Source organism: uncultured Granulicatella sp. (assembly GCF_963515095.1).
In the GTDB taxonomy this organism is placed as follows: Bacteria; Bacillota; Bacilli; order Lactobacillales; family Aerococcaceae; genus Granulicatella.
In genome coordinates this window covers 13120-38532 of the sequence record NZ_CAUPXD010000004.1, presented here as the reverse complement: position 1 = coordinate 38532, position 25413 = coordinate 13120, and the positions used below count along the sequence as shown (strand labels likewise).

The 25413-nt window shown below is 32.6% G+C and carries 23 protein-coding genes and 1 tRNA gene; 23 read left to right on the top strand and 1 reads right to left on the bottom strand.

The window, feature by feature from the left end:
• The first annotated feature begins 106 nt into the window (after window positions 1-106).
• The 22 genes from RWL86_RS01945 to RWL86_RS01840 all read left to right on the top strand — a co-directional run bounded on the left by RWL86_RS01945 (window position 107) and on the right by RWL86_RS01840 (window position 22446).
• Window positions 107-1411 (top strand): serine hydrolase, encoded by a 1305-nt coding sequence (locus RWL86_RS01945; protein ID WP_314076922.1) that lies wholly within the window; start codon window positions 107-109, stop codon window positions 1409-1411.
• Between the two features lie 63 nt (window positions 1412-1474).
• Window positions 1475-1548, top strand: a tRNA-Arg gene (locus RWL86_RS01940).
• A 120-nt stretch (window positions 1549-1668) separates the two neighbouring features.
• Window positions 1669-1923, top strand: coding sequence for a hypothetical protein (locus RWL86_RS01935; RefSeq protein ID WP_314076921.1), 255 nt, complete (start codon window positions 1669-1671; stop codon window positions 1921-1923).
• 264 nt (window positions 1924-2187) lie between these two features.
• Entirely contained in the window at window positions 2188-3933 is a 1746-nt protein-coding gene (locus tag RWL86_RS01930; protein WP_314076920.1) for a phosphotransferase, read from the top strand.
• A 13-nt stretch (window positions 3934-3946) separates the two neighbouring features.
• Complete coding sequence (locus RWL86_RS01925) at window positions 3947-4681, top strand: phosphocholine cytidylyltransferase family protein (protein ID WP_314076919.1); 735 nt, start codon at window positions 3947-3949, stop codon at window positions 4679-4681.
• A 1-nt stretch (window position 4682) separates the two neighbouring features.
• The gene (locus RWL86_RS01920) at window positions 4683-6197 is read left to right on the top strand and encodes a BCCT family transporter (RefSeq protein WP_314076918.1); all 1515 of its coding nucleotides are present in this window, start codon (window positions 4683-4685) and stop codon (window positions 6195-6197) included.
• Between the two features lie 288 nt (window positions 6198-6485).
• Complete coding sequence (locus tag RWL86_RS01915) at window positions 6486-7349, top strand: S1-like domain-containing RNA-binding protein (protein ID WP_314076917.1); 864 nt, start codon at window positions 6486-6488, stop codon at window positions 7347-7349.
• Window positions 7350-7382: 33 nt separating this feature from the next.
• Window positions 7383-7826 (top strand): Fur family transcriptional regulator, encoded by a 444-nt coding sequence (locus tag RWL86_RS01910; protein WP_314076965.1) that lies wholly within the window; start codon window positions 7383-7385, stop codon window positions 7824-7826.
• The gene (xerD, locus tag RWL86_RS01905; protein ID WP_314076916.1) at window positions 7816-8709 is read left to right on the top strand and encodes a site-specific tyrosine recombinase XerD; all 894 of its coding nucleotides are present in this window, start codon (window positions 7816-7818) and stop codon (window positions 8707-8709) included. The genes RWL86_RS01910 and xerD overlap by 11 nt, the downstream gene beginning before the upstream one ends.
• 27 nt (window positions 8710-8736) lie before the next feature.
• A complete protein-coding gene (gene deoB, locus RWL86_RS01900; protein ID WP_314076915.1) occupies window positions 8737-9906 on the top strand; it encodes a phosphopentomutase in 1170 nt (389 codons plus the stop codon).
• An 83-nt stretch (window positions 9907-9989) separates the two neighbouring features.
• A complete protein-coding gene (locus tag RWL86_RS01895; protein ID WP_314076914.1) occupies window positions 9990-10805 on the top strand; it encodes a purine-nucleoside phosphorylase in 816 nt (271 codons plus the stop codon).
• Window positions 10806-10825: 20 nt separating this feature from the next.
• Window positions 10826-11578, top strand: a complete 753-nt coding sequence (locus RWL86_RS01890) for a segregation/condensation protein A (RefSeq protein ID WP_314076913.1) — start codon at window positions 10826-10828, stop codon at window positions 11576-11578.
• Complete coding sequence (gene scpB, locus RWL86_RS01885) at window positions 11571-12179, top strand: SMC-Scp complex subunit ScpB (RefSeq protein WP_314076912.1); 609 nt, start codon at window positions 11571-11573, stop codon at window positions 12177-12179. The genes RWL86_RS01890 and scpB overlap by 8 nt, the downstream gene beginning before the upstream one ends.
• An 18-nt stretch (window positions 12180-12197) precedes the next feature.
• A complete protein-coding gene (locus tag RWL86_RS01880) occupies window positions 12198-12923 on the top strand; it encodes a pseudouridine synthase (protein WP_314076911.1) in 726 nt (241 codons plus the stop codon).
• Window positions 12924-13076: 153 nt separating this feature from the next.
• A complete protein-coding gene (tsaE, locus tag RWL86_RS01875) occupies window positions 13077-13562 on the top strand; it encodes a tRNA (adenosine(37)-N6)-threonylcarbamoyltransferase complex ATPase subunit type 1 TsaE (protein WP_314076910.1) in 486 nt (161 codons plus the stop codon).
• On the top strand, window positions 13546-14073 hold the full coding sequence (locus RWL86_RS01870) for a GNAT family protein (RefSeq protein ID WP_314076909.1): 528 nt from the start codon (window positions 13546-13548) through the stop codon (window positions 14071-14073). Before tsaE ends, RWL86_RS01870 begins: the two co-directional genes overlap by 17 nt.
• Window positions 14074-14076: 3 nt before the next feature.
• The gene (locus RWL86_RS01865; protein ID WP_314076908.1) at window positions 14077-14778 is read left to right on the top strand and encodes a 5'-methylthioadenosine/adenosylhomocysteine nucleosidase; all 702 of its coding nucleotides are present in this window, start codon (window positions 14077-14079) and stop codon (window positions 14776-14778) included.
• 18 nt (window positions 14779-14796) lie between these two features.
• On the top strand, window positions 14797-15738 hold the full coding sequence (locus RWL86_RS01860) for a Gfo/Idh/MocA family oxidoreductase (RefSeq protein WP_314076907.1): 942 nt from the start codon (window positions 14797-14799) through the stop codon (window positions 15736-15738).
• A gap of 38 nt (window positions 15739-15776) precedes the next feature.
• On the top strand, window positions 15777-16679 hold the full coding sequence (murB, locus tag RWL86_RS01855; RefSeq protein ID WP_314076906.1) for a UDP-N-acetylmuramate dehydrogenase: 903 nt from the start codon (window positions 15777-15779) through the stop codon (window positions 16677-16679).
• Between the two features lie 9 nt (window positions 16680-16688).
• Window positions 16689-17228, top strand: a complete 540-nt coding sequence (locus RWL86_RS01850) for an ECF transporter S component (protein ID WP_314076905.1) — start codon at window positions 16689-16691, stop codon at window positions 17226-17228.
• Window positions 17229-17832: 604 nt separating this feature from the next.
• Window positions 17833-20757, top strand: coding sequence for an insulinase family protein (locus RWL86_RS01845; RefSeq protein ID WP_314076904.1), 2925 nt, complete (start codon window positions 17833-17835; stop codon window positions 20755-20757).
• A 177-nt stretch (window positions 20758-20934) separates the two neighbouring features.
• Window positions 20935-22446 (top strand): GH25 family lysozyme, encoded by a 1512-nt coding sequence (locus tag RWL86_RS01840; protein WP_314076903.1) that lies wholly within the window; start codon window positions 20935-20937, stop codon window positions 22444-22446.
• Between the two features lie 40 nt (window positions 22447-22486).
• Here the strand turns inward: RWL86_RS01840 and RWL86_RS01835 are convergent, their stop codons facing one another.
• Window positions 22487-22918, bottom strand: a complete 432-nt coding sequence (locus RWL86_RS01835) for a BlaI/MecI/CopY family transcriptional regulator (RefSeq protein ID WP_314076902.1) — start codon at window positions 22916-22918, stop codon at window positions 22487-22489.
• 302 nt (window positions 22919-23220) lie between these two features.
• Here RWL86_RS01835 and nrdE point away from each other — a divergent pair, with 302 nt between their 5' ends.
• A complete protein-coding gene (gene nrdE / locus RWL86_RS01830; protein WP_314076901.1) occupies window positions 23221-25398 on the top strand; it encodes a class 1b ribonucleoside-diphosphate reductase subunit alpha in 2178 nt (725 codons plus the stop codon).
• The last annotated feature ends 15 nt before the right edge of the window (window positions 25399-25413 follow it).

Below are 25413 nucleotides of genomic sequence, written 5' to 3'. Positions count from 1 at the left end.
AGATATGCTATAATCATTTTGAGATTACACGAACAAGGGTGGAGAAGAATTGAGAAAATTAGTGAAAGTTTTTGTGACTGTTTCGTTACTATTTATAGGGTGTTCCATGAACACAATTGGGGCAGAAACAGTAGATGTTGTTGAATTAACAAAAAATGAAGGTTATGACGTTAATCCAGCTGACATTCCGAAAGCTTCTATTGTCGTAGATGCATACACAGGAAGAATTTTGTGGCAAGATCATATTGATGAAGTGCGTGATCCAGCCAGTATTAGTAAAGTGATGACCGTTTACTTAGTGATGGAAGCTATTGCTAAAGGGGAATTATCAATTCAACAAAAAATTACAGCTACAAAAGAAGACCAAGCAATTTCAAATATTTATGCAATTAGTAATAATAAAATTGTGGAAGGTGTTGAGTATGCGATTGAAGAATTGTTGAAAATGACACTTGTTCCCTCCTCAAATGTAGCAACACTCATGTTAGTAAATGCAATTACAACTGATTCTGCAAAATTTATTGAAAAAATGAATGCTAAAGCAAAAGAATTAGGAATGAATCATACACATTTTAATAATGCTTCTGGAGCGGTAGCTGAATTGTTCCAAGGGTATTATCAACCAGAAGGGTATGATGCATCTAAACCGAATCAAACAACAGCTCGAGATTTAGCGATTTTAGCAATGGATTTAATGAATCGATATCCGCAAGTCTTACAATATACTAATTCACCTGTTGTGAAAACAATGGAAGGCACACCTTATGAAGAAAAATTCGATACGTATAATTATTCAATTCCAGGTGCTAAATATGGAATCGAAGGTGTCAATGGATTGAAAACTGGCTCGAGTGGCTATGGAGCTTTTAACTACGTTGCAACTTATGAAAAAGATAAGATGAAACTAGTAGAAGTCGTTCTTGGTGTAGGAGATTGGTCGAATCAAGATGGAGAATTTATTCGACATACATTTGGAAATGCGATTTTAAACTATGTATTAGAACATTTTTCATATCAAACAATTTTACCAGCTGGTGAGCATGATTTTGATGGTCATAAAATAACAACGAATCAATCTCTTGAGATGATTATGGAAAAAGGGAAAACTCCTGAATGGCAAGTTGCTAATAAAAAGGTGAGTGTAACGTTAAAAGGAGATTTCTTAAAAGAAAACCAAAAAAATCCGAGTGTAGAGGTAGTCGCAGAAAGTGGTTTTGCTGATTTGCCAAAAGAACCTGAGAAAAGACAACAAACGCTTCAAGTGTATATTATTCAAAATGCATTTGCTTTTGCAGTAATATTAGGTGGTTCTATTTTATTTTTATTAGTTTTATGGGGAGAACGTCGAGCAAAAAATCGTAGAATGAAAAAAAGAAAAAAGAAAAGCAGTGAACGGAAAATTTCTGATTAAAATCTGAAAAAATAAAATTAAGGCTAGACATTGAGTGTGTTTTGTGACAAAATACACTCGTGGGGTGCTATAGCTCAGTAGGATAGAGCAAACGTTTCCTAAACGTTAGGTCGGGGGTTCGAATCCCTTTAGCACCGTGATGATGATTATTTAATACAAAATGGGGATTTAGAAAGAAATAGTTTGATCAAGAAATAACAGGAGATTGAAGGGTAAATCATTCTTCATTCACAATTAATTTGGTATGGGTGATAGCTATGTATGCGATGAATCGTCAGTTAAAATCATTGAATTTATTGATAGAAATTATTGAAAAAGGTCATAGTATTGATTTTGAATTTAATGGAAATCGTTATTGTTTTTCATCCGTTAATGATGAATATGTATTAATTAATTACACGACTAAAAATGAATTACACTTCAACTCAATTGATGAAGTAATGGAAGTTGAATCCGATGGTTTGAATTTCCAAAAGATTTGGAAGAAGTTAAAAATTCTGTCTATACGATAGTCATCAGTTTAGTCTAATTTAAAACTATACTATTATTGTGTTGGGTATTAGTAATACAGTATTAAATAGAATAATCATCATTTTGTTAGCCGAATTCTTCAAATGGGTAGTGGGGATGAAGCTGATTAAATTAAGTGGATTGATAACTTTTATGTTGTCATCCACTTTTTTTATTTTAAAATTTCTTAACTATTTAAAAGTTGCTATTTAAATTAGATGGGTGTAAACTATCCTTAGTTCACAAAAAAAGAAAGTGGTGATTACATGAACGTTCAAGAATTAGATATTCTGAACGCAATTCGAAAGAATCCTAACGTGAATCAACGAGAAATTGCAAATCAATCAGGATACTCATTAGGATTTGTTAATCGTGTAGTAAAAGAATTACAGGAAGAAAAATGGTTATCTCCTACTGGAGAATTAAGTGAAAAGGCTAAAGCATTTATTAAAGAAAATCAGCCACAGCGTGCGATTATTTTAGCAGCGGGATTTGGGATGCGAATGGTTCCAATTAATACGGAAATTCCAAAAGGCTTAATGGAAGTTAGAGGAGAAGTCTTAATCGAAAGAATGATTCGTCATCTTCATGAAGCAGATATTACAGATATTCAAGTAGTAGTTGGATTTATGAAAGAAAGATATGAATATTTAATCGATGAATATAATGTTCAATTAGTGGTTAATTCTGAATACCAAGTAAAAAATAATTTACATTCATTAAGTAAAGTAAAATCATCATTAGACAAAACGTATATTATTCCATGCGACATTTGGGCAGAAGAAAATCCGTTTAGTGATTTTGAACCATATTCGTGGTATATGGTTAGCAACGAAATGTCTGTTGAAAGTACCGTTCGTGTGAATCGCAAAAGAGAATTAGTCGTGGTGGATGAAGAAGAAGATGGCAATCAAATGATTGGTCTTTGTTATGTAATGGGACAAGAAGCAAAAACTGTTCAAAAAAAATTACAAGACTTTTCAAAGAAATCTTCTTATGATCATGAGTTTTGGGAATGTACTTTACAAGATAAAAATAAATGGATCATTCCTTCTAAAGTGGTAAATGCAAAAAAATTGATTGAGATTAATACGTATGAACAACTGCGAGAAATAGATGGGAATTCAGCTAACTTACAAACAGATGCGATTTCAATTATTCAAGATTGTTTTAATGTTGAAGTTGATGAAATTAAAAATATTACCGTTTTGAAAAAAGGGATGACGAATCGCTCGTTCTTATTCGAGTGTCAAAATAAAAAATATATTATGCGAATTCCTGGTGAGGGAACAGATCATTTAATTAATCGCAAAGAAGAAGCAGACGTTTATCAAGCATTAGAAAATCGACAAATTTGTGATGATGTTTTATATATGAATCCAGAGAATGGGTATAAAATTACTGCTTATTTAGAAGATGCTACGAACTGTGATGCAGAAAATTGGAATGAAGTAGAAGCTTGTATGACGAAACTTCGAGAATTCCATGAATTAAATTTAAAAGTAGAACATCGTTTTGATATTTTTGGGCAAATTGATTTTTATGAAAGTTTATGGAATGGTGAAAAATCTTATTTTAAAGATTATGAAAAAACAAAAACAGCTATTTTTGAATTGAAAAAATGGATTGATACATTAGAGAAGAATGAAACTCTTGTTCATATTGATGCTGTTCCAGATAATTTCTTATTTACAAAAGATGGTATTCGAATTATTGACTGGGAATATGCAGGAATGCAAGATCCTCATGTTGATATTGCGATGTTTAGCATTTATTCCTTATATTCAAAAGAGCAAGTAGATCATTTAATTGATTTATATTTTAAAGGAGAAGTTTCTCCAGTGATTCGCACTAAAATTTATGCGTATATCGCAAGTGCGGGATTATTATGGAGTAATTGGTGCGAATATAAGAGAAGTTTAGGAATTGATTTTGGGGAATATTCATTATGTCAGTATCGCTATGCAAAAGAATATTCTAAATTAGTTTTAACTGCATTAGAGAAACTATGAAAAGAGGAGAATTATGACAAATACAATTAAACGAGCCATTTTAATGGCTGCAGGTCAAGGAACAAGAATGAGACCTATTACAAATCATACTCCAAAACCGCTTGTAAAAGTAAATGGAGTTCGAATGATTGATACGGTTATTCAAGCACTACATAAGAATGGAATTACGGAAATTTATGTAGTAGTTGGATATTTAAAAGAACAATTTTATGCATTAGAACAAGAATATCCAGGATTAAAAATTATTGAAAATCCGTATTATGATACGTGTAATAATATTTCTTCTCTATATGTAGCAAGAGAACATTTAGAAGATGTGATTATTTTAGATAGCGACCAATTAATTTATAATCCGGAAATTCTTCATGCTGACTTTACTCATTCAGGATATAACTGTGTTTGGACTGAAGGGCATACCGATGAATGGTTGATGACCGTCGATAATCAGGAAAAGGTCATTCATTGTTCACGCACTGGTGGAGAAAAAGGCTGGCAATTATATAGTATTTCTCGTTGGAATAAAGAAGATGGACAGCGTTTATCACGTCATTTAGAACAAGAATTTGATGTAAAACAAAATCGTCAAATTTATTGGGATGATGTAGCGATGTTTTGTTATCCAGATGAATATGAATTAGGAATTTATCCAATGGAAAAAACAGATATTGTGGAAATCGATAATTTAGAAGAATTATTAGAATTAGATCCAAGTTATCAAAGTATCTTGGATGAAGGTGAGGAAGTTTAACATGCAAAAAAGATTACATCAAGAAATTGACTGGGTATCTACTATAGTACCTTTGTTAGGAGTTTTGTTACTAGGAGTACTATTTTTAGTCATTCCAGAACAATCATCATTAATTCTAGGCGGGATTCGTACTTGGCTAGGAGATCAATTTAGTATTTATTATGCGCTTTTAGGTGTGGGAATTTTTAGTTGTAGTATGTATGTAGCCTTTTCAAAATATGGTTCTATTGTTTTAGGAAAAGGAGAAAAGCCTGAATATACATCTTTCCAATGGGGAGTGATGATTTTTACTTCTACAATGGCGGCAGATATTTTGTTCTATTCTTTATGTGAGTGGGCACTATATGCAAATGAAGATTATGTGGCTCAATTAGGTGGTATTCAAAGATGGGCTCCTACGTTTCCATTATTCCACTGGGGACCAATTGCTTGGGGATTTTATATTATGTTAGCTGTGGCATTTGGTTTTATGTTACATGTACGTAAAGTTGAAAAACAAAAGTTCTCTGAAGCTTGTCGTCCTATTTTAAAAGATAAAGTAGATGGATGGATGGGGAAAGTCATTGATTTAATTGCAATTTTTGCCTTAATTGCTGGAACTGCAACTACGTTCTCATTAGCAACTCCTTTATTATCAGCAGCAATGGGACATGTTTTTGGATTTGAAAACTCAACTGGTGCAACAATTGTTATTTTATTATTAATTGCTTTAGTTTACACTTCAACAGTGTTATTAGGAATGGAAGCTGTCTCTAAATTAGCAACTTACTGTTCATATTTATTCTTTGCTCTATTAGCTTATTTCTTATTTGCTGGTGGAGAAACAGTATATATTTTAGAAACTGGGTTTAGCTCTATTGGGAATTTAGCGCAAAACTTTATTGGATTATCAACTTGGTTAGATCCATTGCGTGAAACATCATTCCCTCAAAAATGGACAATTTATTATTGGGCTTATTGGATGGTTTGGTGTGTCGCAACTCCTTTCTTCATTGGTAGTATTAGTAAAGGTCGTACCATTAAGCAGACTATTTTAGGGGCTTATTCTTGGGGAATTGCTGGAACATTTACTTCATTTATTATTTTAGGAAATTATGGTTTAGCACAACAATTAAAACATGGGTTAGATATTTCTAGTGGATTAGTGACGGATACTCCAGATTATGCAGGTATTATTTTGAAAATTTTTGATACAATGCCTTTAAGTCAATTAGGGTTAATTTTATTAGCAGTTACAATGGTTGCTTTTTATGCGACAACATTTGATGCATTGACTTTAGTGATTTCTGCTTATTCTTATAAGACATTAGAAGATACACATGATTCTGATAAGCGTGTTCGTATGTTCTGGGCAGTAGTGTTTATTATTTTACCGATTGCATTAATTTTCTCAGAAAATTCAATGTATAATTTACAATCTGTTGCGATTATTGCAGCATTCCCAATTGGATTAATTATTGTTCTAATTGTGGCAAGTTTCTTAAAAGATTTGAAAGCTTACGAAAAAGAGATGTAATATTTTAGACTTCCAAGGGGAACAGTAGTATTAGGACGCCAGCAGCTTCGCTAAAGCGAATCTCATGGCTAAAATTCGAGCCTTTGGTCTCGAATTTGCCTGTAATATAAGCCGAATTTTCGGCTTATATTACCCATACTACTATTTGGAAGTCTATTCTGCTGACTTCATTCTAAGTAAGAGATGTTTAAAAAAAGATTGAGACTTCGGTCTCAATCTTTTTTTATTTTGGCTTTTATGATTTCTGTGTTAGAATAGGAATGCTAAATAAGTAAAGGAGGGAAAGCGATGACAAGTGATTTATCTACTATTATTCAAGCTATTGTGACGGATGAAAATGATAAAGCGTACTTTGTTCAAAAACAAGGTGAAACGTATCGTGTTTCAAAAAATCCCGATGTAACATTAGCCATCGGAGATGTCGTGAAGGGCTTTGTATATGAAAATAGTGATCGTAAGAAAATCATGACCCTTGATATTCCAGAAGTAACTAATGAAACTTATGGATGGGCAACGGTTACTCAAGTGAGAAAAGATTTAGGCGTATTCGTATCGATTGGATTACCGGATAAAGATATGGTTGTTTCATTAGATGAATTACCAAACTTAAAAGAATTATGGCCGAAGAAAAATAATCGATTATATGTAACTTTAATTAAAGATAAGAAAAATCGTACTTGGGCAACAATGGGAGATGGAACAGAGTTAAAAGCTAAATCCATTAGAGCAAATCATACATTGAAAAATAAAGATGTATCTGCTACTGTAACAAATGTTAAATTAGTCGGAACATTCTTAATGACAGAAGAAGGCTATCGATGCTTCTTACATCCAAGTGAACGATTATATGAACCAACACTTGGTGAATTAGTTAATGTACGAGTGATTGGTGTTCGTCCAGATGGTGTGTTAAATGTATCCATGAGACCAAGAGCGTTTGAAGCAATTGGAGATGATGCAGAAATGATTTTAACAATGTTAAGAAATCGTCCAACGCATACATTACCGTATTGGGATAAAACAGATCCAACGATTATAAAAGAAATTTTTGGAATTAGTAAGGGACAATTCAAACGTGCAATTGGTTCCTTATTAAAAGCGAAAAAGATTACACAATCAGAAGGATTTATTCAATTAGTAGAAGAAAAATAAGGATTGAAATGGAGGGATAGGACTGTGTTAACAATGGAAGGCATCAAAAAGAAATTGCAGGAAGAGGGATTTAAGTTAACTCCTCAAAGACAAGCAACAGTTGCAATTTTATTAGAAAAAGAAGATGACCATCTGAGTGCTGAAGCTATATATATGCTCGTTAAACGGAAGTATCCTGATATTGGATTAGCAACAGTCTATCGAACTTTAGAAATATTAACAGATTTAAATATTACTTATCGGGTTGTGTTCGATGATGGATTAGCTCGTTATGATTTGAAACGAGATGGTTCGAATCGTTTCCACCATCACTTACTATGTAATAAATGTGGGAATATTGAAGAAATTCATGAAAATTTATTAGGTGAAGTGGAAAAAGTAGTTGAAGAACGATTTCATTTCAAAGTGGAAGATCATCGTTTAACTTTCCATGGCATTTGTCAAAAATGTAGAGAAGGTGAAACTCATGCAACGTAATTTGGATTACTTTGTGGATTCATTAGCGATTCAAGGATTATCTCAAAATACAGTGATGAGTTATCAAAGAGATTTAATGAAATTTTACCAATTTTTGAAAGAACATCAGATTCGAGATTGGAAAGAAGTCGATTATTCTCTAATTGTATTATTTTTACAAAACTTAAAACAGGATGGTTATGCGACAAGTTCTACTAGTAGAATGATTAGTTGCTTAAAGAAATTCTTTAAATTTTTACAGCAGGAACAATTGGTTGAAATAAATCCAGTACAACCACTGAAAATTCCTAAAAAGAGTAAGACGTTACCAAAAGCATTAACGGTTGATGAAGTGACACAAGTATTAAATTCCTGTGATACTTCAACGGTATTAGGATTAAGAGATAAAGCAATGTTAGAACTCCTTTATGCAACAGGAATGCGTGTCAGTGAGTTAATTACTTTAAAACTAAGTGACTTGCATTTAGAATTGGGATTTCTTCAAACGATTGGTAAAGGAAATAAACAAAGAATTATTCCTATTGGACAAGCAGCCACTAATTGGGTTCAGCATTATTTAACTTATGCAAGAGTGGTGTTAGAGCAAGAATCGAATCCAGTGGAATATTTGTTTTTAAATCATCGTGGAAATGGATTTACTAGACAAGGTTTTTGGAAGAATTTAAAGAAAATTGTACAAGAAGCAGGCGTTCATAAAGAAGTAAGTCCCCATACATTGCGTCATTCCTTTGCAACGCATATTTTAGAAGCAGGGGCTGATTTGAGAATTGTGCAAGAATTATTAGGACATAGCGATATAAGTACAACTCAAATTTATACACACTTAACAAATGAACGAATGAAAGAAATTTATCAACAAGCGCACCCACGTGCGAAAAAATAAAATTTTTTGAAGAAAGAAGAATGTCAGATGAAATTTAAAAGAATTCACGTAATTGTTATGGACTCAGTAGGGATTGGAGAAGCACCGGATGCTGCTGCATTTAATGATGCAGGTTCTCATACATTAGGACATATTTCAGAACGAGTTGGTTTAAATGTTCCAAATATGCAAGCTTATGGATTAGGAAATATTGCACCTTTAAAAACTGTACCTCCAGTTGAAAATCCAAAAGGAAGCTATACTAAATTAGAAGAAGTTTCTGTAGGAAAAGATACAATGACAGGTCACTGGGAATTAATGGGATTAAATATTAAAACGCCATTTAGAGTATTCCCTGATGGATTCCCTCAAGATTTATTAGATAAAATTATAGAATTCTCTGGTAGAAACATTGTATGTAATAAACCATATAGTGGAACAGCTGTTATTGATGATTTTGGGAAACATCAAATGGAAACAGGCGATTTAATCGTTTATACAAGTGCTGACCCAGTATTACAAATTGCAGCTCATGAAGAAATTATTCCTTTAGAAGAATTATATCGTATTTGTGAATATACAAGAGAAATTACTAAAGATGATCCATATATGATTGGTCGTATTATTGCTCGTCCATATGTAGGAACTCCTGGTAACTTCCAACGTACTTCAAACCGTCATGACTATGCATTAAGTCCATTTGGTCAAACAACATTAGATTTCTTAAAAGAAAAAGGGTTTGATGTTATTGCAATTGGTAAAATTAATGATATCTTCAACGGTCAAGGAATTACTGAATTTGTTCGTACGAAAAACAATATGGATGGTGTCGATAAATTCGTAGATATCTTGAAAAAAGATTTCACTGGAATGAGTTTCTTAAACTTAGTAGACTTCGATGCTGCTTATGGACACCGTAGAGATACTGTTGGATATGGGAATGCATTAGAAGAATTCGATGCACGTATTCCAGAAATTTTAGAGCATATGCATGAAGATGACTTATTAATTATTACAGCTGACCATGGTAATGACCCAACATTCCCAGGAACTGACCATACTCGTGAGTATATTCCAGTGTTAGCAATTAGCAAATCTCTTCAACATCCAACACGTTTAACTCAAGGACATTTCTCAGATATTGCTGAAACAATTTCTGAAAACTTTGGCGTATCTTCAACAGGAAACGGCCAAAGCTTCTTAAGTGAATTACAATAATAAATTGTGGAAATTCAATGAGTTCCATTATTGGATTTCCACTTCTTTTTTAAATCATCTAAAAAAAGAGAGGACAGAGTAGCATGGCTTTATATGATCAATTATTAGAAACAAAACAATTTTTACAAAGTAATGGAGTTCAAAGTATTGATTTTGGACTAATTTTAGGATCTGGACTAGGAGAATTAGCAACGGAAGTTGAAAATCCAGTTATCTTCGATTACAAAGATATTCCAAACTTCCCAGTATCTACAGTAGTAGGTCACGCTGGTCGTTTAGTATACGGCGAATTATCAGGTAAAAAAGTTTTAATTATGGATGGACGTTTTCATTTTTATGAAGGATATCCAATGGAAACAGTTACGTTCCCAATTCGTTTAATGAAATTATTAGAAGTTGAAACAATGATTGTGACAAATTCAGCTGGAGGAAGCAATGCAAACTTCAAACCAGGGGACTTAATGTTAATTACAGACCATATTAACATTACAGGAACAAATCCATTAATTGGAGCAAATGATGACCGCTTTGGACCTCGTTTCCCTGATATGTCACATGCTTATCATGTCTATGGACAAGAAGTTGTTCGTAAAGCAGCTAAAGAAGTTGGAGTTCAATTACAAGAAGGAGTTTATACAGGATTATCTGGTCCGACTTATGAAACACCAGCGGAAGTTCGTATGGTACAAGTATTAGGTGGAGATGCAGTTGGTATGTCAACGGTTCCTGAAGTCATTATTGCGAATCATTCAGGAATTAAAGTGATTGGTATTTCTTGTATTACAAACTTAGCAGCTGGATTACAAGCAAACTTAAACCATGAGGAAGTAGTAGAAACAACTCAACGTGTAAAAGAATCATTCAAAGGTTTAGTTCGTAAAGTTATTGAAATTTATTAATTAGAATAGGAGTAGAGAAAGTGGATGCGTTAACGCTACGAATTGGGGAATTTGAAGGCCCAATGGATTTGTTATTACATTTAATTAAAGAGATGAAAATTGATATTTATAACATTCCAATGGTGGAATTAACGCATCAATATTTATCCTATATTCATTCCATGCAAGAAATGGAATTAGAAGTAGCTAGCGAGTATTTATTAATGGCAGCAACTTTATTAGAAATTAAAGCAAGAATGCTTTTACCGAAACCAAAAGTAGAAATTGATGAAGTTGAGGTAGAAGAAGATCCTAGGGATGAGTTAGTTGAAAAATTAATGGAATATAAGCAATTCCAAGAAGGTGCCAAAAAATTAGAAGAACTTTCTGTCCAAAGAGGGATGCATTATGGAAAAGAAGCAAGTGATTTATCTGCTCTTCAAGAAATTATTCCATTACAAGAAGGTCAAGTAACGACTCAAGATTTATGGAATGCATTAAAGAAAATTGCAAGAAGAAATCTTGATAAAATGCCTCTACAAGCAAATATTCAACATGAAACACATACAGTAGAGGAAATGATGGATTCGATTTTAACAAAAATTCAAGAAAATCCTCAAAAAAGTATTCGATTTGATAAATGTTTTCCTTCGTTTCATCGTCATGCCATTGTAACAACATTTTTGGCGATGTTACAATTAGTAAGAGAACATAAAATTCGTTTGGTACAACATGTTCCTTATGAAGATATTGTTTTAGAAACTTGCGATAAAGGTGGTGCATTTAGTGAATAATTATTTAGCAGCAACTCAAGCTTTATTATTTGTAGCAGGAGATGATGGCTTAACACTAGAAGAAATTAGTTATGTCGTTGGCATTGATAAAACGGCAGTTCGTCAATTATTGGAAGAATTAATGGAACAATTAAAAGATGAAACAAGTGGCTTAGAATTGATTTTAACGGCGCAACGATATAAATTTGTGACGAAAGCATCGTTAAAACCCTATCTTGAAAAATATGCTGTTTCTCCATTTTCTTCTCAATTATCTAGTGCAGCTCTTGAAACATTGGCGATTATTGCTTATAAACAGCCGATTACTAGATTAGAAGTAGAAAGTATACGTGGAGTTCAATGTAGTGGAGCGATTCAGAAATTATTGTTAAGAGATTTAATTGAAGAAGCAGGTCGAATGGATAGTCCAGGTCGTCCAAAATTATATCGTACGACTACTTATTTTATGGATTATTTCGGATTAGAAACATTGGATCAATTGCCAGATGTTGAATCATTACTAGAATTAAATCAAGAAGAAAGTAAGCAATTATTTAAAAATAATGAAGACTTGTTTGCAGAATTAGAACAAATGCATCAAGAAGAAGGAACCATTTCGTAAGGGAAGAAGGAGTATCTAGTGGAAAGATTACAAAAAGTCATGGCACATGCCGGAATAGCATCTCGTAGAAAATGCGAAGCCTTTATTGAAGAAGGTCGTGTTAAAGTAAATGGCGCAGTTGTGAGAGAATTGGGATATAAAGTGTCTCAATCGGATAAAATTGAAGTAGATGGCATTCCGATTTATAAAGAAGAGCCTGTTTATTTTATGTTTTATAAACCAAAATCTGTATTATCAAGTGTAACAGATGATAGAGGGCGTACCGTTATTAGTGATTATTTTAAAGATATCCCTCAACGTGTCTATCCTGTAGGAAGATTAGACTATGATACAACAGGATTAATTTTATTAACGAATGATGGAGAATTTGCGAATTTAATGACCCATCCAAAACATCATGTTGAAAAGAAATATATTGCTAAAGTAAAAGGTGTTCCAACACCACGCTATATGAGACAATTAGAAAGAGGTATTTGGATTGATGGCAAGAAAACTTCTAAAGCAGTTGCCAGAATTTTATCCGTTGATACTGAAAAAAATACAGGAATTGTTTCTTTAACGATTCACGAAGGTTGGAATCACCAAGTGAAGAAAATGTTTGAAGCGGTAGAATTACCCGTTCAAAAATTAAAACGTGAAGAATTCGGATTTTTAACATTAGAAAATTTAAGACCGGGAGATTATCGTGAACTTCGTGCATTTGAAGTTCAAAAATTAGTTCGTTTAGCAAAAAATGAGATTTAATTGACTTTTCTGAAGTAGTTATGAATGCCTGTAGCCAGTTTTTACTGGTTATGGGCAAACTACTAGGTAAAGTCATTTTTGTTTTTCATACTAATCAATCACTGAATTATGTTATAATGTTTTTGAGGAATTTTCACTGAAATGAGGAAAAATATGACGATCACAATTCAAACGACATCACAAGAAGAAACAATGAAAATAGGAGAATTATTAGCAAAAGGTGCATTTGCTAACAGTACAATTATTTTATCAGGAGATTTAGGAGCTGGTAAAACGACTTTTACAAAAGGATTCGCTTTAGGATTAGACATTACACGTGTCATTAAAAGTCCAACCTATACTTTAATACGTGAGTATACAAAAGGTCGCTTGCCTTTATTTCATATGGATATGTATCGTATTGAAGAAAGTGGAGGAGCAAGTGAAATTGGTTTAGAGGAGTATTTTCATCGTGAAGGTGTCGTAATGGTTGAATGGGCAAATTTTATTGAAGAAGAATTACCTATGAATCGATTAATTATTTCTATCGAACAAACTTCTCTCACTACTCGAAGCATTACACTTGATGCTATAGGAGAAGAATATGAAAAATGGTTGAATCAATTCGAGAGTTGGTGGATAAATGAAAGAGAAAGTTGAATTAGAAATTGAAGTTGTATCAGTAGAAGATGCGGAAGCCTTAATTGAATATACAAAAAAAGTTGGAAAAGAAACGAATTTTTTAAGTTTTGGTGAAGAAGGATTAGAGTTAAGTATTCAACAAGAAGAGTTATATATTCAATCTGTTTTAGAAAGTGATAATCAAATGATGCTACTTGCTAAATTAGGACAAGAAATTATTGCAGTTGCCTCAATTGGAGGAAATTCTAAAGAAAAATTTCAACATGTGGGTGAATTAGGTATTAGTATTTTAAAGGAATATTGGGGTCAAGGATTAGGAAGTGCCTTAATGGAAGAATTATTATCATGGGCAAAAGACTATTCACCTCTTGAAAAAATTAAATTAGCAGTTGTTAAAGAAAATGTTGCAGCGATTGCTTTATATAAAAAGTTTGGATTTGAAGTAGTAGCAATTGAAGAAAAAGAAATGAAAGTAAATGGTCAATATTATGATGTCATTCAAATGGCCTATTTCGTAGAAAAGGAGTAATATATGAAAGTCGGAATTATTGCAGCGATGGAAGAGGAAAAACGTCTTCTATCTGAAGAAATGACAATTGAACAGGAAGTAAAAATTGCAGGATGGACATTTTTAGAAGGAAGTTTAAATGGCGTATCTATTGTATTAGTGCAATCTGGTATTGGTAAAGTAATGTCTAGTGTAACAGCTGCTTTATTAATTCACCATTTTAACGTGACCCTAGTCATTAATACAGGATCAGCGGGTGGATTTGGAACAGAAATGAATATTGGAGATATTGTGGTTGCTACAGAATTAGCGTACAGTGATGCAGATGTAACAGCTTTTCAATATGAATATGGACAAATGCCAGGGATGCCTGAACGCTTCCAAGCTCAACTGATTGAAGATAATGTCATTGAAGAAATTCAATCTGAATTGAATTTATCTGTTTTTAAAGGATTAGTCGTTTCAGCAGATAGTTTTATTCACCGTGAAGATCAACGATTATTAATTTTAAAACATTTCCCAGATGCTTTAGCAACTGAAATGGAAGGAGCTTCTATTGCACAAGCGTGTTATGCATTACAAACTCCAGTCATTGTTGTCAGAGCAATCTCGGATATGCCACAAAAAGGGACATCAGCAGTTGATTTTGATACATTTATTGTTGAAGCAGGTCGTAAATCAGCGTTGATTGTTCATCAATTATTACATCATTTAAAAGAAGATTAATGATTAGGGGGAGTTCTCGTGTTAAATATTGGAGTAGTTGGAATTGGTGCGATTGCACAAAAAGCCTATTTACCAGTAATGCGTTCAATTGGTAATGTGAAATGGTATATGTGTACTAGAAATGTAGAAGTTTTACACCGAGAATCAAAATTATTAGGGCGTTGTATTCCATGTAGTAGTGTAGAGGAGTTATTACAGTTTGATTTAGATGGGGTCATGATTCATGTTTCGACAAAGGCTCATGTTGAAGTTGCAAAGCAATTTTTAGAAAAAGGAATCCCTGTTTATTTAGATAAACCGATTGCTCCTAGTTATGAAGAAACGCTTGAATTATACCGATTAGCAAAAGAAAATCAAACTTTCTTAACAGCTGGATTTAATCGACGTTTTGCTCCAAAAGTAGTCGAATTAAAAAATGTCCCTCATAAGAAGAGAATCATAACAGAAAAGAATTGTACGATTCCAAGTTTTGATAATCGTACACGTATTTTTGATGTGTTTATTCATCCTTTAGATACAGCATTATTTTTAATGGATGAAAAACCAAAACGTGGGTCATTTTATTATAAGAAAAATCGTGGCGTTATTGAACAATGCACAATTTATTTAGAAAATGAGGAACAATCAGCCATTGTGATGATGAATACAGAATCTGGAGCTAATCTTGAAAGAATTGAAGTTCAAGCTGAAACGGGTACTTTTTCATTACAAAATTTAACAGACTTAACCATTTATCAAGGTGGAGAAGAAATTAAAGATCATTTTTCATCATGGGATTCAACTTTATATAAGAGAGGGTTTGAAAGTATTGTTCATTCCTTTATTATTACTGTTCAAACTCAGGGTGATAATCCAGTTACTCCTATTTCTAGTTTATTAAGTCATTTTATTTGTGAGAGATTAGCACATGCAAAAGCATCTGAAGGCTTTTTATCATTTGACGTAGAAACTGATGAATAGTATCATTAAAAAGATATTGCATAATAGGAGAGAATAAGATGAAAGATTGGTGGAAAGAGCAATTTCCAGAAGTAAAAGTATGCTTCCATGAACCTTTAAAAAAATATACTTTTACTAAAACAGGTGGGGAAGCTGAATGTTTAATTTTCCCAAAAGATAAACATGAAACTGCCAAAATTATTAAAGCTTTACAAGAAAAACAAATTCCTATTACAGTACTAGGAAATGCGAGTAATGTTATTGTTAGAGATGGTGGCATTAAAGGAGCGGTTATTTTATTAAATGAAATGACTGCTATGAAAGTAATAGGAAATAAAATTTTAGCAGAAGCTGGTGTGTCTTTAATTGAAGTGACAAGATGTGCATTAGAACATTCGTTAACAGGATTAGAATTCGCATGTGGTATCCCAGGAAGTGTTGGGGGAGCCATGTATATGAATGCAGGTGCTTATGGCGGAGAAGTTTGTGAAGTAGTAGAATTTGTAGATGTTGTCACTCGTACAGGCGAAATCAAACGTTTAACGAATGAAGAATTAAAGTTTTCATATCGTCATAGCGCCCTACAAGAAAGTGGAGATTTAGTGATTGATGTTTGCTTTAATCTAAGTCCAGGGAAAAAGGAATCGATTCAAGTAAAAATGGAAGAATTAACTCATTTACGTGAAAGTAAACAGCCATTAGAATATCCTTCTTGTGGAAGTGTGTTTAAACGCCCAGAAGGTCATTTTACTGGGAAATTAATCCAAGATGCAGGGCTTCAAGGATTCCAAATTGGTGGTGCTCAAGTGTCTAAAAAACATGCAGGTTTTATTGTAAATATTGATCATGCTACAGCAACGGATTATTTAGCGGTGATTCAACATGTTCAAGAAGTTGTATTTGAACAATTCCAAGTAGCACTTGAACCAGAAGTAAAAATTATTGGTGAAGAGTCAAAATAGAGGTGAAAAATGATGAAAGAAAATAAATTCATAAAAACAGGTCTTCTTCATATCGTTTCATTAATTGTTTTAGTTCTTAGTTATCACTATGTAGGAATTACATTACCTATTTTTGAAGGAGTGGAGATTAACTTCTTTTATATTTTACTAGCGATTGTGGCTGGTTTGGCAGGTTCGTTATTTGCTGCAGTTGTTGGTATTTCAACGATTTTAATTGATTTGTTATTAGGAACGACAGAGCAATGGATTGCGATTGCGATTTCTGTAGGGATGCTTGGATATGTTTTTGGTTTAGGCATTCGTCGTAAGTCATTTTTAGCGGGTACTTTTTCTCGTCATGATGCTTTGCGTTTTAATGTGATTCAAGTGGTTGCGAATGTGATTATTTTTGGTTTGATTTTGCCGACGTTAGAGGTCTTTTTCTATCAAGCTTCTACGGCAGTTGTTTTTATTAATGGTTGGATTTTTAGTATGATTAATTCAATTTTGATTGCCATTTTCGCAACAGCTTTGTTTAAATTAATTGCGAATCGTGTGAAAAAGAATTAAAGAATACTTTTCAAATAATTCTAAGTAAATAAAGAATCCAAAAAAGTTTCCTAATTAGCTAAGACGCCAGCAGCTTCGCAGAGCGAATCTCATGGCTAAAATTTGAGCCTAAGGTCTCAAATTTTCCAACAGTGATAGAAATACTTCCCAGTATTTCTATCACTCAAGCTAAAAAGGAAACTTTTTTGTATTCTTTATTTTTTACGTAGTGAACATTTGGTAGCTGAAATGATAGGAATGGTAATTGCGTTTATATCATAAAGGAGAACTTACGATAAAACATCAAAATTTGATTTCTGTTTTTATATGATGCGTAAGAAAAGTAAATAACATTAATAAAGAAATAAAAAATAATTTTTTATAGCTGAGGTGATAGAATCGCTGGATAGCGATTCTATCACAAAGGAAAATTTGAGACCAAGGCTCAAATTTTAGCCATGAGACCGCAAGGTCTGCTGGCGTCCTAGCTACATCAAAAATTATTTTTTATTTCTTTTTTCTACGCCCAAAACTTTTACGTTCCAATGATTTTCTCTTGCTTATTGTTAGAAATCGTGATTGAATAAAAGACAAGCAGATTCAATTTAGAAATGGAGGTCATTTGATGACAAAAGAATTTAACAGTTTTACACTCGTAGAACAAAAACCATTACCAGATATCCGTTGCGATTACTATTTATACAAACATGACAAAACAGGCGCTCAAGTCATGTACTTAAAAACAGATGATGACAACAAAGCATTCTCCATCGCATTCCGTACACCACCATATGATGACAACGGAATTGCGCATATTATCGAACACTCCGTATTAAACGGATCAAAAAAATACCCAACAAAAGAACCATTCGTAGAATTATTAAAAGGATCCCTACAAACATTTTTAAACGCATGGACATTCTCTGATAAAACAATGTATCCAGTAGCTTCAAGAAATCAAAAAGATTTCGAAAATTTAATGGACGTATATTTAGATGCAGTATTTTATCCAAATCTTTTATCAAACCCACAAATTTTAATGCAAGAAGGATGGCATTATCATTTAGAAAATAAAGAAGATGAATTAACGTATAAAGGCGTTGTTTATAACGAAATGAAGGGAGCATTTTCTCAACCAGAATCAGAATTAAACCGTCTAGTTGAACCAACATTATTCCCTGACACATTTTATAAACATGTTTCTGGAGGAATGCCAGCTTCAATTCCAACACTAACACAAGAAAAATTCATTGATTTCCATCAAACGTATTATCACCCAAGTAATGCTCGAGTAACTTTATATGGAAATTTAGATTTATCAAAAGCAATGGAACAATTATCAGAATACTTTGATGCTTTTGAAGCAAAAGAAGTTCCATTTATAGGATACCAACAAGAACCATTTACAAGTGTTAAAGAACTAACAAGTACGTATTCTGTTTCTAAAGGCGACTCAACTGAGAATAAAACATTGTTAGAATATGCTTGGGCTACAGGAACGAGTACTGATGGAGAAGAAGGAATTGCTTTAAGTATTTTAGATGAATTGCTATTAGGTAGTAATACCGCACCATTGAAGAAAGCTTTATTAAAAGCGAATATTGGTAGTGATGTTATGGGTGGATATTCTGCTTATACGTATTCTCCAACATTTGAAGTAGTTTTAAAAGATACAGATGCTGATAAAAAAGAACAATTTGTTCAAATTATTCAACAGGAATTACAACGTTTAGTGAAAGAAGGAATTTCTAGAAAAGCGATTCAAGCTGCTTTAAATAAAACAGCTTTCCGTTATAAAGAATTAACAGCTTTGGAAGGTAGTACACCAAAAGGTGTTATGTATGGAATGAATGCTTTAACAAGTTGGTTATATGATGGAAGTCCATATGTATCATTTGAATACCAACAACATTTAGATGCCATTCAAGCTAAAGTTGAAGATGGATATTTCGAAAATATTATTCAAAAATATTTATTAGACAATACTCATGCTGCAATCATTACCCTAAAACCAGAACCAGGTTTATTAGAAGAAAAAGAAGCAGAATTAGCTAGAAAATTAGCAGAGTATAAAGCAAGTCTAAGTGAAGAAGAGTTAGATCAATTAGTTGAAACGACTAAAAAATTAATCGAAAGACAAGAATCTCCTGATAAACCAGAAGATTTAGCAAAAATTCCGACACTATCCATTGATGATATTCAAAAGAAAGCAACTCAATATCCATTAACCGTTGAAGAAGGAAACGATACACCGACTTTCTTACATTATGAAGACTTCACAGCAGGAATTTCATATGCGAAATATTTCTTCGACATGAGAGGAATTAAAACAGAAGAAATTCCGGTAGCTGCTTTTGTCACTGAATTATTAGGTGAAATTAGTACAAAACATTTTGCTGATGAAGATTTAAATACAGAGATGGATTTCTATACCGGTGGAATTTCAACAAATGCTTTTGTCATGACAGAAGATATTGCGAAAAATGTGTATTATCCATTCTTCACAGTTTCAGGAAAAGCCTTATCTCAATATTTACCAAAATTAATTGAATTGGTGGAAGAAATTGTCTTCCGTTCAAACTTGGAAGATTATGATAAGATTAAAGAACTGTTATTAAATACAAAAGCGAATTTAGAAATGCATATGAATTATGCTTCGCATACCATTGCAGTACGTCGATTAGAATCTTACTATTCAGAAGGAGCAAAATATGCCCAAGCATTAGAAGGTATTGATTACTATGATTATATTTCTGATTTAGTGAAACATTATGATGAAAGAAAAGAGAGCTTTAGTCAACAATTAAAGGCTGTACTTCGTCAAATCTTGAACATTCATGGAGTAACTGCAACATTTGTTGGAAGTAAAGAAGATTTTGAACAATTTAAAACTTTATCTCAATCATTCTTCCAACATCTATCACAAGAAGTAGTGACACCACAACCATTTACAACTCCTGTTGAAGTATTGAATGAAGGATTTAAAACTGCTCAAGAAATTCAATATGTAGCAAAAGGTTACAATCAAACATTACTAGGTGTTCCATTTGAAGGGTCAAATGCATTCTTACAAACTGTTTTAGGGTTAGATTATTTATGGAATACGGTTCGTGTCAAAGGTGGAGCTTACGGTGGAATGAGTGTGATTGGTGGAAAAGGTGAAGTAGCTGCTGTATCCTATCGTGATCCAAACTTAGTGGAAACTCTAAAAACTTATGATGGACAAGTTCAATATTTAGAAAATTACAATCCATCAAAAGAAGAATTTGAGAAAAATCTCATTGGAACATTTAGCAGTATTGATCGTCCACTTTCTGCAAATCAAAAAGGAAATATTGCCTTTACTCGTTACTTTACTCATGTGACAAATGAACTTGTTCAAAAGACTCGTGATGAAGTTTTAAATGTAACACCTGAAAAAGTTCGTTCATTTGCTCCAACAATGGAAAAAGTATTAGCTCAAAATGCCTTTGTAGTAGTGGGTAATGATGTGAAAATTGAACAAAATAAAGAAATTTTCAAAACAATCCGTTCGTTATTCAATGACTAATTGTTTCAGTTAAGTTCATGTATCGTTAAAAGAGGAATTTTCTATTTAGTAGAAGTTCCTCTTTTATTTTTTTGAACAATTATGAGGGGGGGATATTTTAGGATTTTGTTTGAGTTTTTATGCGTTTAATTATACAATGGCAAAGTGAGAGTTTAAGAAAAAGGAGATTTACAGTAAATGAAATTAAGAAATATCGCATTATCATTATCTGCGTTAGTATTATTCACTTTACCAACGGTAGGCGCTCAAGAAGAAAAGTCTGCGCAAGGTAAAGGATGGCAAACGATTAATGGACAACAATATTTTATAAAAGAAGATGGATCAAAAGCAACTTCTTCATGGATTGATCGTTCTTATGTAGATAAAGACGGTAAAAAAGTTGTTGGTTCTTTCATTTATGATGAAACTTATAAGTCTTATTTTTATTTGAGAGCAGATGGAAATTACGCTGAAAATCAATGGTTAGAAATTGGTGGCAAATGGTACTATTTCAAAGAATGGGGCTATATGGCTAAGAGTGAATGGAAAGGGAATTACTATTTAAATCCAAGTGGTGCCATGGCGAAAAAAGAATGGATTTATGATAATCAATATAATTCTTATTTCTATTTGAAAGCGGATGGGAAATATGCTGATAAAGAATGGATTCAAGATGGAAATAAATGGTATTACTTACTATCAGGTGGTTACTTAGCAACTCGTCAATGGGTCAGTGATTATTTTGTCAACGGTGAAGGAGCTATGATGGCAAAAGAATGGTTATTTGATCCACAATATAATGCAATGTTCTATTTAAATGCTGATGGAAAATATGCTCGCAGTCAATGGGCTCAAATTGATGGAAAATGGTATTACTTCAAAGCGAATGGTGCTAGAGCTGAAAAAGAATGGGCAGGCAATTATTATTTAGGTGAATCCGGCGTAATGGCAACAGGAGTTGTAACGGTTGGAGATACGAAATATATCTTCTCAGATACTGGTGAAATCCAAAAGCAAGAACGATTAGAATGGGGTTGGGTACAAAAAAATGGCCAACGTTATTTCTTAAATCGCCGTCAAGAACAAGTGGGCGGAAGTGATGCGAAAAAAGTCATTGATGTCAGTGAACATAATGGAAAAATCCAAGACTGGAGTAGTGTTATTCGTGAAAATGGCATTGATGGAGTAATTGTTCGTCTAGGTTATTATGCATATGATGAAGATAAACAATTAGCATATAATATTAAAGAATTAAACCGTCTAGGAATTCCTTATGGAGTATATTTATATACGTACGCAGAAAATGAAACAGACGCAGAATTAGAAGCAAAACATACGATTAAATTAATGGAAAAATACCATATTCAACCAAGTTATCCAATTTATTATGATGTTGAAAATTGGGAGTATGTAAATAAAGCAAAAGCTGCACCTAAAGATACAAAAACATGGGTGAAAATTGTGAATAAATACATGGATACAATGCATAAAGCTGGCTATACGAATGTAAGAGTTTATAGTTACAGAAATTTATTACAAACCCGTTTAAACCATCCAGATATTTTAAAATATGTGGACTGGGTGGCTGCATATACAGATGCATTAGATTGGAATAATCCTTATTATTCAGGTTCAAAAGGTTGGCAATATACTTCAAGTGAATACTTAAAAGGAATTAGCGGTCGAGTAGACGTTAGCGTTTGGTATTAAAAAAAGAAAGCCTAACTACCTTAAATGGTGGTTAGGCTTTTTAGTGATGACAACAACGACATTGACCTGGTATACAAGTACAAGCTAGACGTTCAGGAGCATTTATTTCTTTTTCTTGTAATAATTTCTGTAATTGATGAGTGTCCTGTTTGGTTAATTGAGCTTTTTGAATGAGGATTGATAATAATTCGCCTTGTTTTTTTTGACAAACGTGACTTAATAAGTCACTGCATTCTAAATCTAATAATTCTTCTTCTGTTAAAGTTGCGACATACTGATAAGGTCGTTTTGAAGTTGGGATAATAAATTCCTTTTTCAACAGTCGATTGATAAGAGTTTTAATTGTGGCAGCTTGCCAGTTGAAATTTGTAGATAATGCTTCAATGATAAAACTACTCGTGCATTTTGGGTTTGCCCAAATTACTCGAAGAACTTGTCTTTCTGATGCGCTAATGGTATGAGAAAGTGTCATTTTTCTTCTCCTTTCTTTGATATTGATAAGTGTAAATCTGAAAAATCTCTTTGTCAATATATTGATAGAAATTAAACTTTATTACTATATTTTGTGCTAATAATTTTATAGAATACTAAATGTAGAATTTATAGGTTGATATAAGAGGAGAAAGTAGCTATAATGATAAAGTATGAAAAATAGAAAAAGTAGTTTTAGATAGTTGTTTACAGATTTTTAATAAAGGTTAACCTAAAGACTATTATAGATGGAATTTTTCTATTGGAATGATGCAATTTTAATAAAGGAAAAGGTGAGCGAACTTGGATAGTCCAAAATTAATTAGTAAATCTCAAGAAGTAACATATTTTTCATTAAATAATGAATTGAACCGTCCGGTTGATGGGAAAATTCCTTTACATAAGGATAAAGAAGCAGTACGTGCATTTTTCTTAGAACATGTTAATCCAAACACGGTGTTTTTCTATACATTAGATGAAAAATTAGATTATTTAATTGAACATGATTATTTAGAAGAAGAGTTTTTAAATAAATATGACCGTGAATTTGTAAAAAGCTTAATGCAAGAAATTTATAAGAAAAAATTCCGTTTTCGTTCATTTATGTCAGCCTTTAAGTTTTATAAGCAGTATGCTTTAAAAACAAATGATGGCGAACGTTATTTAGAAAGATTTGAAGATCGTATCGTTTTTAATGCTTTATTTTTAGCAGATGGAGATGAACAATTAGCTAGAGACTTAGCTGAAGAAATGATTCATCAACGTTATCAACCAGCAACACCAACATTTTTAAATGCCGGAAGAAAACGTCGTGGTGAATTAGTGTCTTGTTTCTTAATTCAAACAACGGATGACATGAATAGTATTGGTCGTACGATTAACTCTGCTTTACAATTATCTAGAATTGGTGGGGGAGTTGGAGTAAGTTTATCTAACGTTCGTGCAGCTGGAGACCCAATTAAGAAAATTGAAAATGCTTCTAGCGGGGTTGTTCCAATTATGAAATTATTAGAAGATAGTTTCAGTTATTCAAACCAATTAGGACAACGTAATGGTGCAGGAGCCGTTTATTTAAATGTTTTCCACCCAGATATCGTATCATTCTTGTCGACTAAAAAAGAAAATGCGGATGAAAAAATTCGTGTTAAAACATTATCATTAGGGCTAGTAGTTCCAGATAAGTTTTACGAGTTAATTAAGAATGATGATATGATGTATTTATTTAGTCCATATGATGTGGAACGTATTTATGGTGTTCCTTTCTCTTATGTCGATATTACAAAAGAGTATGAAAATATGGTCAATAATCCAGAAATTCGTAAATCAAAATTACGTGCGCGTGATTTAGAACAAGAAATTAGTAAATTACAACAAGAATCTGGTTATCCATATATCGTAAATATTGATACAGTGAACAAAGCAAATCCAATTGATGGAAAAATCATTATGAGTAACTTATGTTCAGAAATTTTACAAGTACAAAGTCCTTCGGTCATTAATAATGGACAAGAATATGAAGTACTTGGAACAGATATTAGCTGTAATTTAGGTTCTACAAATATTGTTAATTTAATGCAATCACCTGATTTTGAACGCTCGATTGAAGTGGCGGTTCGTGCATTAACATTTGTCACAGATCATTCAAGTATTGATGCAGTTCCAACCGTTAAAAATGGAAACCAAAAAGCTCATACAATTGGTTTAGGAGCAATGGGATTACATACATTCTTTGCGCTAAATCAAATGGAATATGGTTCGCCTGAATCGATTGAAGTAACAGATTTATACTTCCGTCTATTGAATTTCTATACATTAAAAGCAAGTCATAAAATTGCGAAAGAACGTGGCGTAACATTTGATGGCTTTGAAAAATCTGCCTATGCATCAGGGACTTATTTCGATGCTTATACAGAATCAGATGTAGAAATTAAATCTGAAAAAGTAAAAGAAATTTTTGCAAACTTACCAATTCCAACGGCAGAAGATTGGAAACAATTAAAAGCAGATGTAATGGAAGATGGACTATATCACCAAAATCGTTTAGCAATTGCTCCAACAGGCTCAATCAGCTATGTAAATGAAACAAGTGCAAGCTTGCATCCAATTACTCGTTTAATTGAGGAGCGTCAAGAGAAGAAAACTGGTAAAACATATTATCCAGCACCATTCTTATCAAATGAAACATTACCATATTATAAATCAGCTTATGATATTGATATGCGTAAAGTAATTGATGTATATGCAGCAGCTCAAAAACATATTGACCAAGGAATGAGTTTAACATTATTCATGCGTTCTGAATTACCAGAAGGTTTATATGAATGGAAAAATGGACGTACAAGAAAAATGACAACAAGGGATTTAAATATTTTAAGAAACTATGCTTGGAATAAAGGAATCAAATCAATTTATTATGTTCGTACATTTACAGAAAATAATGATGAAATTGGAAGTAATGGTTGCGAAAGTTGTAGTATTTAATTCAAAAAAGGAGAC